Below are 13720 nucleotides of genomic sequence, written 5' to 3'. Positions count from 1 at the left end.
AATTCTTGGAATTCTTGGAATTCTTGGAATTCTTGGAATTCTTGGAATTCTTGGAATTCGCCACGGCGCCGTCGCGGTAGAATTTTATCGTATTTTTTGAATCTGTAAACACAAATTTTACCGCATAGCTGATTTAGGGCTTCGCTGTATGCGCTAGATTAAATTCTATTTTGCAAAAATAGAATTGGCAGTGTAGCCGTAAATTTCGTGCTTACCAGCTAAAATTTTGTCATTTGCTGTAAATATGGAGCTAAATGCCAAAAAAACGCAAAATTCCCGCATAAATGGTGCGCAAGCTAGACGAAAGTGCTAGGCAAGCAAGCGGCGCAAGAACTCGCAAAGCTCAAAATTTTACTCGCTGGCGCAAATTTAAATATACTTTAACGAATAGAAGTGTAAAATACGCCTCAAATTTTAACGATCAAGGGTTTTTATGCTAAAAGACATCTTTCTTTTCGGCGGTTTAATTTCTTACGACCACACTTTTATCTACCTTTTTTACTTCTTTTTGGTCGTCGCTATCATCGTAGCCGTCGCGCTTTGCTCCACTCGCTCGCTTCAGCTTGTGCCTCACGGCATGCAAAACATCGCCGAAGCATACCTAAACGGCGTATTAGCGATCGGTAAGGACACTATGGGTAGCGAAGAGCGCGCTAAAAAATACCTGCCGCTAGTCGCGACGCTTGGTTTCGTGGTATTTTTTAGTAACGTTATCGGCTTGGTGCCGGGCTTTGAGTCGCCGAGCGCGAGTCTAAATTTAACCCTTTCACTTACCCTTTGCGTTTGGTTGTATTACCATTTTGAGGGCGTCCGCGAGCATGGCGTAATCAACTACCTAAAGCACTTTATGGGGCCGGTAGCACTTCTAGCTCCGTTTATGTTCATCATAGAGATCGTCTCGCATTTTTCGCGCGTCGTATCGCTTTCTTTCCGACTTTTCGGAAATATCAAAGGCGACGATACCTTCCTGCTCGTTATGCTTACTCTCGCTCCTGCGCTAGTGCCGATGGTGCCGTTTGCACTGCTTACTTTTATGGCGATTTTGCAGACTTTCATTTTCATGGTTTTAAGCTACGTTTATCTAGCGGGCGCCGTGATCGTCGATGAGCATTAATTTTAAGCGAAATTTCTTATACTTCCTCGTGGGTGCGTCGTTCGGATTGATCTTCGTCGGCGCATTCGTCTTTTTTGCCTATCCGTCATTTTATTTTTTGGGGTTAAAATTCCTCTTCATCTGCACCGCGCCGGGCGTGATATGCGTCATCATCACCTGCTTGATGGTCGATGTTTTCGATCTGAAAGAAAAACTCCTTAGCGGCGGCGAGTAGAATCTATCTGATTAAATTTTAAAATTTAGCCTCTGCCGCGCGCCGCTACAAGCGAGTATTAAAGCAAAAAATTGTAAAATTACGCGAAATTTTTATTCTAAAAGGTTAAGTTTATGTTTGAAATCGTGATCGGCCTGGAGGTACACTGCCAGCTAAATACCAAAACCAAAATTTTCTGCTCCTGCCCCACGAGCTTCGGCGATGAGGCGAATTCGCACGTCTGCCCGACCTGCTTGGCGCTTCCCGGCGCTCTTCCCGTGCTAAACGAGGAGGCGGTTAAAAAAGCCATCAGCTTCGGCACCGCCGTCAATGCGACGATCAATCGCAAGTCGGTATTCGACCGCAAAAACTACTTCTATCCCGACCTTCCCAAGGCGTATCAAATTTCGCAGTGGACGATCCCGATCGTCGAGCACGGCGAGCTTTTTATAGCTGCGGACGGACAGAGCAAGCGCATCGGCATCACGCGCGCACACCTAGAGGAGGACGCGGGCAAAAATAATCACGAAAGCTCGCGCAGCCTCGTCGATCTAAACCGCGCCGGCACGCCGCTTTTGGAGATCGTAAGCGAACCCGATATGCGCTCTGCGGATGAAGCGGTCGCGTATCTAAAAAAACTCCACAGCATTTTGCGCTTTTTAAATATCAGCGACGCAAATATGCAAGAAGGCTCGTTTCGCTGCGACGTAAACGTCAGTATCCGCCCGCAAGGCGAGCAAAAGCTCTACACGCGCGTGGAGATTAAAAATTTAAACTCCTTTAAATTTATCCAAAAGGCGATCGAGTTCGAGATTGAGCGTCAGATCGAAGCGTGGCAGGACGGCAAATATGATCAAGAGGTCGTGCAAGAAACCCGCCTTTTCGACACCGCTAAGTTTATCACCAAACCGATGCGTAGTAAAGAAGACAGCGCCGAGTACCGCTACTTCCCCGATCCTGACCTGCTAACCGTGATCGTGGATGACGAGATGCTGGCTGCTGCGCAGCATATCCCCGAGCTGCCGGATCAGAAAAAGGCCCGCTACGTCCGCGAGCTGGGCGTTAAAGAGAAGGATGCCGAGATCATAATCTCGACCTACGAAAACGCGCGATTTTTTGAGGATCTGATCGCGGCGGGGCACGAGCCCAAACTCTGCGTCAGCTGGCTTACCGTCGAGCTTGCGGGCAGGCTCAAAAACGGCGTTACGATTGAGGATTCGCCCGTAGGTAGCGCGAAGATGAATGAGCTTTTAAGCGCGATCGAAGGCGGCGCTGTGTCGCAAAAGGCCGCCAAAGAGGTGCTTGATTATCTAATGGAGCACGACGAGGCCGTAAGCTCGGTCATCGACAAGCTAGGCTTGAGGCAGGTAAGCGACGACGGCGCGATTTTGGAGATCATAGCGCGCGTGATGAGCGAAAACGAGGACAAGGTCGCAGACTATCGCGGCGGCAAGGACAAGCTATTCGGCTTCTTCGTAGGCCAAGTGATGAAAGAGGGCAAGGGCGCGTTTAATCCTGCGAAGGTAAACGAGCTTTTGAAGCAGAAGCTGGGCTGATTTCGCAGCTTCTGTTTCAGCAAACGGCGAATTAAAGGCGGGGCGCGATGCATGCGATAGATGAAGCCCTTAGGGATAAAATTTTAAATCCGCTCGCAGCGTTTTGCTTCGAGCTAAAGCTTTCACGCACCAATGACGAAGGCTTTTGCGTGTTATAATTTCATTCGGTGCGATCTTGGTGGCTACCCGCTCTGCCTCGCGCACGTTTTGTTCTTTTGAGTTCGTTTTTTCTCGTGCGGGCCGTTTGCATCAAGTGTCGGTCTGCGACGGAGGGGTTTAAGAAGCGCGCCCGTTAGGAATTTTACTCACGGCTACCGTCAAAGCGCGGCAAAGCTTGCAGGGAATGCGTAAAATTACTCTGCCTGAGGGAGCAAAAGGCAACTCGGGTGCGCGGATAGGATCAAATACGTAGGGTCGAATTTGAGCGGCGAGTCCATATGCAGGCTAAATTTAATCAATCGCTGCGTCGGATACGCGTGCCTCAAACCTTGCGCCAAACGATAACGTGGCGAGCGACCGCAGATCATCTAGGCTCAAAGCACGCCTTGATAGATTTAAGCGGATTTAAAAGCGCGATTTGCGATCGGGCGTCTGAGTAAAATTTTTAAAAATTTGATTTGCTTTGGCGATGCACGAGTGAAATTTTAAAACGTATAATGGAGTTTCAAAATCCTCATTCGTTCACTGCCGCGCCTTTTGTGAAAGTGTTTTTTGACGGAAGAGCAAAACCTTAAAAGTATGAAATTTTAGCGAGGTAAATTTTAAAAAAAGCGAAATTTTTGCTGAGTAAATCTCAAAAGCGCGAAATTTTAACGAAGCGAAATTTTAACGAAGCGAAATTTTGACGAGATGAAATTTCAAAAAGCGAATTTTAAAGCGTAGCTTCGACTAGCATTTGCACAGGCTCATGTCGGCGCTTTTGGGCTAAATTTTCAAAGAGCGGGAATTTCAAGAGAATGAAATTTGAAAAACCACAAATTTGCGAATAAATTTTTAAAAAGGAACATAATGAAAATCGCGGTTATCGGCGCGGGCAAATGGGGCAGCGCGCTTTTTGACGCGCTTAGCGCAAAAAACGAATGCGTCATCACTTCGCGCACGCCAAGGCAAATTCCGCATTTTGTAAGCGTGAGCGAAGCGCTGGAATGCGAAGCGCTCGTTTTCGCGCTCGCGGCACAGCAAACCGCGCAGTGGCTGGATCAAAATTTCACCTACAAAAATCAAAAAATTCTAGTCGCTTCCAAGGGCATCGACGCCGCAAGCGGTAGGTTTTTGAACGAAATTTTTGAATCTCACGTCGCGCGCGGCAATCTTGCTTATCTATCAGGTCCGTCGTTTGCCACCGAAGTCATGCAGAAGCTGCCTTGCGCGCTCGTCGTAAGCTCGTGTAACGAAAATCTAGCCGAACTTTTCGCAAGCACCTTCCCTGCCTACATCAAGACCTACACTAGTGGCGATATCATTGGCGCAGAGGTGTGCGGCGCGTATAAAAACGTCATCGCCATCGCTAGCGGCGTTTGCGATGGGCTCGAGCTCGGAAATAACGCTAGAGCGAGCTTGATCGCACGCGGCATCGTAGAGATCGCGCGCTTTGGCAAGTTTTTCGGTGCCCGAGACGAGACCTTTTTGGGCTTAAGCGGTGTGGGCGATCTGTTTTTGACCGCCTCAAGCGCGCTATCGCGAAACTACCGCGTGGGATTAGGGCTTGCGCGTGGCAAAGGACTTGAGGAAATTCTGCGCGAGTTGGGCGAGGTCGCCGAGGGTGTGGCTACAACCGAAGCGGTCGTAAATATCGCGACAAAGCACAAGATCTACGCTCCGATCGCTACCGAGGTCGCGCAAATTCTGCGTGGCAAGGACGTAAGAGCGAGCCTGAAGGATTTGCTGCGCAAAAAATAGCCGTACGATGGAATTTACTCGCTAAATTTTAGCGGTAAATTCGGTCTGCATAGTTTTGATTTATCCGCTATGTTTGTGAAATTTAGTTGCTGGTTTGCGGATTTTGGTCGTTGTTTGTTTGGATATGTCTACGCGGCTTTGCCTGATAATTTTATGGGCTTGATTTTCGCCTTGCGGCTTCGCGCATCTGATACGACGCAAAATCGCAGCAAAATGGCGCTTGTATACGATGTGGCGTAGCGGCTTTGATTTAAAATTTTGCTTTAAGCTTGAGTGCGAAATTTTAAAGCGAGGTCGTAAAATTTTAAAAAGAGGCTAAAATTTTAAAACATTTAAGATGGATCGCAGGTAGTTTAGAAGCGCTACTGCTTCGTTCTGCTTGCGGTCGCAGGTGGTTGACGGCTGAGGGTTGAGTGGATTGCTCTTCCGTGACTGCGGCGAGTTAAAATTTTACAGAATGTCGGTGTATTATAAATTTTAATACAAGAGCCAAGGCGAAGTATTTTATAAAAACATTTTGCTTTGCAAAAACGCTACGCTTGTTTTGAGATGATTTTTGGGGTTGTGCAGCGAAAATTTTGCGTAGGCTAGACGGTGTAGTCTGCCGAGCAAAATTTTAGCAAACTCCACAAAAAGCGCTCAAAAGGCAAGCCGCAAAGATAAAAGAGGAGAAGATGGAAAAATACGAAGGCTACAATCTCAGGCTACGTGACGCTCTGGTTGGCGTACAGTTTCTATTCGTCGCGTTCGGCGCGCTCGTGCTGGTGCCGATCTTAACGGGGCTTGATACGTCCGTGGCGCTGTTTACGGCGGGCATCGGCACGCTGCTGTTTCAGCTCATCACGCGTAAACACGTTCCGCCGATCTTTCTCGCGTCTAGCTTCGCGTTCATCGCGCCGCTAAGCTTTGGCGTGAAGGAGTGGGGTATCGCCGCGACGATGAGCGGAGTGATCGCGGCGGGGCTTTTTTACGTGGTTCTAAGCCTGCTTATTAGGCTCAAAGGCGAGGGGTTTTTGCATAAAATTTTACCGCCTGTGGTCGTCGGTCCCGTCATCATGACGATCGGCCTCATCCTCTCGCCCGCGGCCGTAAATATGGTCATGGGCAAGGGCAAAGAGGCGCTCTATACGCAAGGCCAGTCGCTTACCATCGCGTTCATTTCGCTTGCGACGGTCATCGTCGTGATGATGTTTGGCCGCGGCATGCTGCGCCTCGTGCCGATACTGTGCGGTATCGCGGCGGGTTACTGCGCGTCGCTGTTTGTCGGGATCGTGGATTTTACGCCGATTTTAAACGCGCCGTGGTTTGCGGTTCCGAGCTTCACCGCACCGGTTTTCAAACTCGAAGCAGTGATCTACATGGTGCCTATCGCCATCGCGCCCGCGATCGAGCACATCGGCGATATGCTTGCGATCAGCAATGTCACGAAGGAAAATTTCCTAAAAAATCCGGGGCTTAAAAGCACGCTGCTGGGCGACGGACTCGCGACGTCGCTGGCAGGCTGCTTCGGCGGCCCGCCAAACACCACCTACTCCGAGGTCACGGGTGCGGTCAGCATCACGAAAGCCTACAATCCAGCCATCATGACCTTTGCCGCGCTTGCGGCGATACTGCTAGCTTTCGTGGGCAAGCTCGGCGCCGCGCTCTCCACGATCCCCGCTCCCGTCATCGGCGGCATTATGCTGCTGCTTTTCGGTATCATCGCTAGCGTGGGCATGGAAACGCTCATAAAAAACAGCGTGGATCTGGCCGAGCCGCGCAATATGATCATCGTCGCACTCATATTCGTCTGCGCGATCGGCGGCATGGTATTGGATTTTGGCGCGATGAGCTTTAGCGGCGTGGGACTTGGTGCGCTCATCGGCATTACATTAAATTTGGTGCTGCCAAAGACCAAGCATTTTGACGGCTACTAAGTTAAATTTGCGCGGAGCTTGCGTCGTTTCGCGTAATTGCGGGCAAATTTGAGCTTCGTCGTCAAATTTACCCGCAGCTTTCTGCGCTAAATTTACCGCACTCTAAATTTTAAAATTTCCCCGCAAACGCTTTCAAATTTCTAACGTTTTAAACTAGCAAGATATATAATTGCCTTATGAAAAAGGCGAATAATTTAAGCAAATTTGATAAAAAGGCGCTAAAGCTGCTCTTTGCGGTACTTTTCGTGCCGCTCTTCGTCTCGCTCGTTTTTATCTATGAGCTATCGGTGTATGACCGTTCGCGCGAGCTGCCCGCGGACGCGCAAAAGATTGGGGGTTACTACAACATCGGCGGCAAAATTTACCTACGCTCTTGGAACCTCGCTCCCTACGAGCTAGAGGGTGGCGCGGACGCGGCGAGCTTTCGCGCGCTTGATACCGGCAGATACTCCTACACAAACGTCGGCATGGACGCTAACCGCGTATTTTGCGGCGCTCGCGAGATGTCGGGACTGGATCCCGCTCGCACGCAAAAGATCGGCTCTCGCTACTACAGCGACGGGCACGTGAGCTACTTCTGCTCGGACGTGACCCAGCGCACGGGCGGCGCGATAAGCTACATTTACAAAGTATTTTTCCACGCCTTCGGGCTCTCCAAATGGCCGCAGGAGTATAACTATCCATACGCGAGGCTGGATACTAGCGCGCCCATCTCGCCTCTGACCGAGAGCCCATATGTCGCAACCGACGGCGAGCGGGTATTTTACGAGGGTAAAATTTTAGTGGGTGCGGATGCAAAAAATCTAAAACAGATAAGGCTAAAAATCATATACGAAGACGGCTCCGATTCGCCCGCGCACTTTCGCCAGGTCGATCGGTGGCTAAGCGACGGACGCAGCGTCTATGCGGACGGCGAGAGGCTAAATTTCACGCCTAGCGAGCAGATGTATCTCGTGGAGCCAAACGCCGGCATAGAGTTTCTTTATGATCCAAAGGCGGGCGCGGTGCTGATGAACGGCGAGAGATTTGATGCTGCAAACGAGCCCTATACGCCGCTAAATTTTCAGAGCGGGCATCAGGAATACATGCTGTTTGCGAGCAAAAACGGAATATTTTATCTAAGCAAGGATAAAATTTTAAATCGACCGCGCGGCATCGGCACCGAAGGGCAGCTCAAAGACGCGTTTTGGTACGTGTATTATAAATTTGGCGCAGACGCAAGCCGGCTAAGCGCTCTAAAAAAGGCGGGCGATAATCCGTTTAAAGGCGCCGTGCGGCAGATATCTGAGAAGCTTTTGAAGGACGACGCGGGATTTTACTATCTAAATTTCTATTCGCATAGCGTTTACGTCACGGGTCGCAGCGGCAGGCATCTAGAGAAGCGGACAAATTTCATCGAGCTGCGAAAAATCACGCTGGATGTGCATGATGAAAACGTAATGGCGCAGATCGCGGACGAGGCGGCGCGAAACCCCGAAATGTCGCAGCAGGTCTTTATCGTGCAGGACGTGGAGTATGAAAACGGCGCGGCTTTTTATATGTATTGCCTCGCGGCGGTTTTGTTGCTCGGAGCTTGGATTTATAGCTACCTTAGAAAACGCAGCTTGCGCCGCGGTTAAATTTGGCGGTGCTACGGAAGGTAAATTTAGAGCGAGACAAAAATACCGACGTCGTGTTATCCAGCGCACCCTTGGCTAAAGAAGGTAAATTTTAAGAGCGGGACGGCACGGCGGAGCAGTAAATTTAGATAGTATTGCGGTTATCGGCGCGGCAATGCGGCAAAATTTGGGTACTGCGATTACGAGTACGACAAGTGTAAGTAAAGAGAGACGGCTCTACCATTATTTTTAAAGCGTTCCATTATGGGCAAGGCATCATGGCGGTGGGATGTGATAAACGGGCCATAAAAGCTACAGGTATTGCATTGTATGTCGGCGCGCAATAATGAGGCGGCGGGAGATAACGGGACTCGGTATAAAGTGGCAAATAAGATGTACAAAGCAAGCTTTGTGGCTTTTGCTTTTTGAGACCTATTTAATTTCGCCGTGCGAGGGTTATTTGAGGCATGGTGAGCTCCACTAAATTTAAAGGCGAAACGGGAAAGACATCGTTTTTGCTTACGACGATGGGCGCGTGCTGAAGTACCGCTTTGGCGGCACACTTTGTTTTAAATTTCATAGCGTCTGTTAGCTTAGGCTCGCGCCGTATATAATTTTAGTGGCAAAATGAGCGTAAAATTCCATGCTGTATTTGCACGGAAGCACGCAAACTAAGGTATTGTGTTAGACCTAGCGAGCATCGATGTCGTACCGCTTCGGCAAAATTTCATTTTCAGTATTTTTTGTATCTCATTTGTGCTTATATGCTCGAGTGTTGCTTCGGCAAAATTTTATTTGCTAAACGCGCACTGCCTACTTATCGCCACATTTGTTCGCACTGGGCAATTATTGCTTCGTCTATATCTCCTAAGGCGCGCAGCATTTGAATAGTAAAATCAATAAATGCGTTTCCGTTTGCGGTGATAATTTTACCGTCTACTACGGCTTCGCGACTTGTTTGTATAAAGGCATGCTTATTTTTGTATTTCGGTAAATTAACGATGTCTGCTAGGCTATTTGCGGTGTGATGGCAGTCATTTAGCGCTCCTGCTGCCGCTAAGAAATACGCCCCGTCGCAAATACCACCTACCACCTTGCTTTGTTGTTTAAATTCCTCTATTAAATTAGCAATTTTTGAGGCGTTTTCGCTAGGCAGTTCGCGCCATGAATTTCTAGCGCCGATTAACACGATTGCCGCGGCATCTGGCGAAATTTCATCTATTGTTAAATCAGGTTTTGCGCGTAAAGCTCCGAACGATACTTTCTCGTTTTTATCGGTTGAGGCATAAAGGATGCTATAGTCCGTGAAATATCGTAGTGCGGGAGCCAGTAGCGAAGCCTCCCAGTCGGCAAAGCCGTCTAAAATAACGATTACTAAAGTTTTCATAAAGTCTCCTTGAATAACCTACACTACTCAGTTCGGTTCGCATATCAAACTAAGCAAAATCGTAGAATTTATAAAATTTTTTAGAATTCCGCTTTGGATTTAGAGCGGAATTCTATGATTTTACAAGTACGCGCGATAACATCGCTTTAAAAAGCCCGCTACCTCGGCGTGTGCTAGATCGCTATATCGGCGTTTTACTCTAGCTCTCGATATAGGTTTTGAGTTTGCGGCCGATTTTTGGGTGTTTTAGCTTTTTGATCGCCGAGCTTTCGATCTGGCGGACGCGCTCGCGAGTGATATTGAGCTCCTTGCCGATCTCTTCAAGCGTGCGGTCGCTCTCGTCGTCAAGCAGTCCGAATCGCATGCGGATCACCGTGCGCTCGCGGTCGTTGAGCTGTTCTAAAATATCGTCGATCTGCTCTTTTAGGTCGGATTTTAAAATTTGCTCGATCGGCGAAACCGAGCTTTTATCCTCGACGAAATCGCCGAATTTGCCGTCATCCTCGTTTCCGATCGGCGCTTCTAGGCTGATTGGTTCCTTTGTGATTTTGATGACCTGCTTTACTTTATCGACGCTAAGGCCTACTTCTTGCGCGATGACGTTGATATCGGGCTCCTTGCCGCCTTCTTGCATATATTTGCGCGTGATTTTATTAATTCGATTTATCGTCTCGATCATATGGATCGGGATGCGGATCGTGCGTGCTTGGTCGGCGATGGCGCGGCTGATCGCCTGGCGGATCCACCACGTCGCATAGGTCGAAAATTTATAGCCGCGCTTGTATTCAAATTTATCCACAGCCTTCATAAGGCCGATGTTACCCTCCTGGATGAGGTCTAAAAACGGCAGCCCGCGGTTCGTGTAGCGCTTAGCGATGGAGACGACCAGGCGCAGGTTGGACTTCGCCATGCGCGCCTTTGCGTTATCGCTGATGCGCTTGCCGCGCTTGATCTGCTCTAAAATTTCTTTCAGCCGCTCGGGCTCGAGATTAAAGCTTTTTTTGCTCGCCTCTTTTGTCAAAAAGAGCTTTTTTATATCGACGTAGGTCGAGACCATCGTAGCTTCCGGCACGCGCGCGATGATGTCGTCCTTGCTGAGCTTCGTGATATCTTTTAGGATTTTTTTGTGATTTTCGCGCAGTTCGGCGCTAAACATCGGCAGCTTGTATTCCAGGCGCTTGAGCTCCTTTTCGAAACCCTCGTCGCTTTTTAACGCAGTCTCCATCGATTTTACGATCTCGGTGATGAGCTTGCTCGTAGGCCCCAGATCCATGAGCTTTTCTTTTAAAATTTTCTTTTTAAACGCCAAGTTTAGCTTCGATAAAATTCCCTTGCTCTGCTTAATCGCCTCGGCGTTTTTCTCGGCAAATTTCATCCAATCCTTTTTGGCTTTTTCAAGAGCCTTGAAGCTTTCGATGACCTTTAGAGCGCGCTTATCGTTCTTTCTAGAGCGCCTTTGCTTCGCCTCGTCCGCACTTTCCTCATCCTCCTCGTCGTCGTAATCCTCCTCCGATAGTTCCTCTTCGTCCTCGTCTTCACCCTCTTCGTCGCTGTCGTCAAAGCTCTTGAAAAGCTCCTTTACGCGGCGCTCGCGGTTGATAAGCGGCTCTTTATAGTCTAAAATAAAGTCTATTAAGTACGGCACCGAGCAAAACGCGTCGATGATGATGTCCTCGCCGAGCTCGATTTTTTTGCTGATTTCGATCTCCTCTTCTTTGGTTAGCAGCGGGATCTGTCCCATTTCGCGCAGATACATCCGCACCGGGCTGTCCGAACGGCTCCACTCCAAAAGCTCGACGTCGCTGGATAGGTCAAACTCCTCGTCCCAGCCCTCGTCCAGCAGCTTTTTTTGCGTGGCTTCTTTGAGCTTCGCGTCCTCTAAATTTTTGATTTTGGAGATTTCTGCGGCGGAGATCAGCTCGACGTCAAATTTTTTCGTAAGCGCTTCGACCTTCTTAACGGCCGTCGCGGTGGGGGCTTTATCGAAAAATTTTATCAGTCTTTCGTAGGTGATGTAGCTTTTTTGATTTTCGTCGAAGAACTGCTCGATGGGCGTTAAGGCGTCTTTTGGGCTCGCCATAAAATCTCCTTGTGTCGTTGTGTATTTGGTTTTGGAAAATTGGATTATACCGAAACGCTCTTTATTTTTGCTTATATGCGGCGCGAATAGTCTAAATTTAATAATTTTTCAAATCCTAAAAATTAGGCTAAATTTTAAAATTTAGGTTATATTTTTAGCTAAATTTAAGATCGCTCGCTAAAATTCTGCGTTCGCAAGACGAAAATTAGCGAGCAAAAAATCCGCTTCCTTTGCGCTGCCGATTTAAAATTTAACGCCTCCGCACTTTCCATCTCTACGCTCTCGCGTTTAAATTTAGCCCTAAATTTCAAACGAGGAATTCCGCCCTCATATCGGAGCGATTGAGCGGATTTTAATAAATTTGTCGGTAAAATCGCGCATCTATTTTAAAATTTAAGGCGGAAATATGGCAAAAGTATGGAAATTCGGCGATGATATCGACACCGACATTATTATCGCGGCGCGCTACCTAAATACATCCGACGCGGCGGTACTTGCGACGCATATCATGGAGGATGCGGACAAGGATTTTTCGTCCAAAATAGCTCGCGGCGACATCATCGTAGCGGGGAAAAATTTCGGCTGCGGCAGCTCGCGCGAGCACGCTCCGATGGCGCTTAAGGCCGCCGGGATTTCATGCGTGATCGCAAAGAACTTCGCTAGGATTTTTTATCGAAACAGCTTCAATACGGGCTTTTTGATCCTCGAATGCGATGAGACGGACAAGATCGCGCAGGGCGACGAGCTTAGCATCGATCTAAAGGGCGGCGTAATTAAAAATTTAACTCAAAAAACTCAGTATAAATTCGGCGCGATACCCGAGTTTATGCAAAAGCTACTCGACGCGGGCGGAGCGATAAATTACGCAAAAACAAAGATAAACTTGTAAGGAATTTGGATGAAAAAATACGACGTATGCGTGATAAAAGGCGACGGAATCGGCCCTGAGATCATCGAAGAAGCGATCAAAGTGCTCGATGCCGTAAGCCATAAATTTAATTTTGAACTAAATTTTGACTACCGCTTGATGGGCGGCGCGGCAATCGACATTATGGGCGTTCCGCTTCCAGATGAGACGCTAAATACCGCTAAATCAAGCGATGCGGTGCTTTTCGGCGCGATCGGTGGCGCTAAATGGGATGGCTTGCCGCGCGAACTGCGCCCCGAAAGCGGACTGCTAAAAATTCGCAAAGAGCTTGGAGCGTTTGCAAATTTGCGTCCTGCGATGATTTTTGATGAGCTGATAAACGCTTCGACGCTAAAGCCGGAGATCATCAAAGGCGTCGATATAATGGTGGTGCGCGAGCTTACGGGCGGGATTTATTTCGGGCAGCCGCGCGTTAAAAACGAAAAGGACGCGCTAAATACGATGTGCTACAACGTCTCTGAGATCGAGCGCGTCGCAAAAGTTGCCTTTGAGGCCGCGCTTTTGCGAAATAAAAAGATAACGCTCGTGGATAAGGCCAACGTGCTTGAAACAAGCCAGCTGTGGCGCGAGGTCGTAAGCGAGCTAGCAGGAAATTACGAGGGGATAAATTTGGAGTTTATGTACGTTGATAACGCCGCGATGCAGCTAGTGCGGGCGCCCGCGCAGTTTGACGTGATTTTAACGGAGAATTTGTTCGGCGATATTTTAAGCGATGAGGCGAGCATGATCTGCGGCTCGATCGGATTGCTTCCGAGTGCGAGTATCGGCGGTAAGGTAGGCATCTACGAACCTATCCACGGCAGCGCGCCCGACATCGCGGGGCAGGGTATTGCAAACCCGATCGCTACGATCTTAAGCGCTGCGATGATGCTGAAATACGCATTCGGCGAAAATGAGGCCGCAGCCGCGATCGAGCTTGCCGTACGCGCCGTGCTTCGCGACGGATACCGCACCAAGGATATCGCGCAGTACGATGCCAAAGAAATTTGCTTGACCGCAGAGATCGGCTCGATCATCGCAGATTACGCGGCCAAAGCCTAGGAGTAGGC

The 13720-nt window shown here is 48.8% G+C and carries 11 protein-coding genes; 8 read left to right on the top strand and 3 right to left on the bottom strand.

The features are described 5' to 3' along the window. The first annotated feature begins 433 nt into the window (after positions 1-433). From Q0135_RS09405 to Q0135_RS09380, 6 genes are all read left to right on the top strand, one after another. Positions 434-1114 carry a F0F1 ATP synthase subunit A gene (locus Q0135_RS09405; RefSeq protein WP_297990034.1) on the top strand — a complete coding sequence of 227 codons (681 nt, stop codon included), beginning with the start codon at positions 434-436 and terminating at the stop codon, positions 1112-1114. After that, positions 1104-1328: a hypothetical protein gene (locus Q0135_RS09400; RefSeq protein ID WP_297896069.1), complete on the top strand. Its 225-nt coding sequence runs from the start codon at positions 1104-1106 to the stop codon at positions 1326-1328. Before Q0135_RS09405 ends, Q0135_RS09400 begins: the two co-directional genes overlap by 11 nt. Positions 1329-1441: 113 nt before the next feature. After that, on the top strand, positions 1442-2863 hold the full coding sequence (gene gatB, locus Q0135_RS09395) for an Asp-tRNA(Asn)/Glu-tRNA(Gln) amidotransferase subunit GatB (RefSeq protein WP_297990032.1): 1422 nt from the start codon (positions 1442-1444) through the stop codon (positions 2861-2863). Positions 2864-3868: 1005 nt separating this feature from the next. Next, on the top strand, positions 3869-4762 hold the full coding sequence (locus Q0135_RS09390) for an NAD(P)H-dependent glycerol-3-phosphate dehydrogenase (RefSeq protein WP_297990038.1): 894 nt from the start codon (positions 3869-3871) through the stop codon (positions 4760-4762). A gap of 674 nt (positions 4763-5436) precedes the next feature. After that, entirely contained in the window at positions 5437-6678 is a 1242-nt protein-coding gene (locus Q0135_RS09385; RefSeq protein ID WP_297990030.1) for a uracil-xanthine permease family protein, read from the top strand. A gap of 176 nt (positions 6679-6854) precedes the next feature. Then, positions 6855-8297 (top strand): DKNYY domain-containing protein, encoded by a 1443-nt coding sequence (locus tag Q0135_RS09380; RefSeq protein ID WP_297990028.1) that lies wholly within the window; start codon positions 6855-6857, stop codon positions 8295-8297. 415 nt (positions 8298-8712) lie between these two features. Here Q0135_RS09380 and Q0135_RS09375 read toward each other — a convergent pair whose 3' ends face one another. From Q0135_RS09375 to rpoD, 3 genes are all read right to left on the bottom strand, one after another. Next, on the bottom strand, positions 8713-8856 hold the full coding sequence (locus Q0135_RS09375; protein ID WP_297990027.1) for a hypothetical protein: 144 nt from the start codon (positions 8854-8856) through the stop codon (positions 8713-8715). A gap of 237 nt (positions 8857-9093) precedes the next feature. Continuing rightward, positions 9094-9663, bottom strand: coding sequence for a DJ-1/PfpI family protein (locus Q0135_RS09370; RefSeq protein WP_297990025.1), 570 nt, complete (start codon positions 9661-9663; stop codon positions 9094-9096). 199 nt (positions 9664-9862) lie between these two features. Then, positions 9863-11743 carry an RNA polymerase sigma factor RpoD gene (rpoD, locus tag Q0135_RS09365; RefSeq protein WP_297990023.1) on the bottom strand — a complete coding sequence of 627 codons (1881 nt, stop codon included), beginning with the start codon at positions 11741-11743 and terminating at the stop codon, positions 9863-9865. Between the two features lie 406 nt (positions 11744-12149). Between rpoD and Q0135_RS09360 the strand changes: the two genes are divergently transcribed. Next, the gene (locus tag Q0135_RS09360) at positions 12150-12632 is read left to right on the top strand and encodes a 3-isopropylmalate dehydratase small subunit (protein ID WP_297880232.1); all 483 of its coding nucleotides are present in this window, start codon (positions 12150-12152) and stop codon (positions 12630-12632) included. Positions 12633-12641: 9 nt separating this feature from the next. Further along, positions 12642-13712: a 3-isopropylmalate dehydrogenase gene (leuB, locus tag Q0135_RS09355; RefSeq protein WP_297990021.1), complete on the top strand. Its 1071-nt coding sequence runs from the start codon at positions 12642-12644 to the stop codon at positions 13710-13712. Positions 13713-13720: the final 8 nt, after the last annotated feature.

This window comes from uncultured Campylobacter sp., from assembly GCF_937981295.1.
Lineage (GTDB): Bacteria > Campylobacterota > Campylobacteria > Campylobacterales > Campylobacteraceae > Campylobacter_B.
Note: the sequence above shows the minus strand (reverse complement) of the source record. Positions and strands in the feature narration are given on the sequence as shown.

Coding starts and splice junctions, on each gene's coding strand:
- Q0135_RS09375 (WP_297990027.1), bottom strand. CDS start 8,856: ATGAAATTTAAAACAAAGTGTGCCGCCAAAGCGGTACTTCAGCACGCG.
- gatB (WP_297990032.1), top strand. CDS start 1,442: ATGTTTGAAATCGTGATCGGCCTGGAGGTACACTGCCAGCTAAATACC.
- Q0135_RS09405 (WP_297990034.1), top strand. CDS start 434: ATGCTAAAAGACATCTTTCTTTTCGGCGGTTTAATTTCTTACGACCAC.
- Q0135_RS09380 (WP_297990028.1), top strand. CDS start 6,855: ATGAAAAAGGCGAATAATTTAAGCAAATTTGATAAAAAGGCGCTAAAG.
- Q0135_RS09360 (WP_297880232.1), top strand. CDS start 12,150: ATGGCAAAAGTATGGAAATTCGGCGATGATATCGACACCGACATTATT.
- Q0135_RS09385 (WP_297990030.1), top strand. CDS start 5,437: ATGGAAAAATACGAAGGCTACAATCTCAGGCTACGTGACGCTCTGGTT.
- leuB (WP_297990021.1), top strand. CDS start 12,642: ATGAAAAAATACGACGTATGCGTGATAAAAGGCGACGGAATCGGCCCT.
- rpoD (WP_297990023.1), bottom strand. CDS start 11,743: ATGGCGAGCCCAAAAGACGCCTTAACGCCCATCGAGCAGTTCTTCGAC.
- Q0135_RS09370 (WP_297990025.1), bottom strand. CDS start 9,663: ATGAAAACTTTAGTAATCGTTATTTTAGACGGCTTTGCCGACTGGGAG.
- Q0135_RS09400 (WP_297896069.1), top strand. CDS start 1,104: ATGAGCATTAATTTTAAGCGAAATTTCTTATACTTCCTCGTGGGTGCG.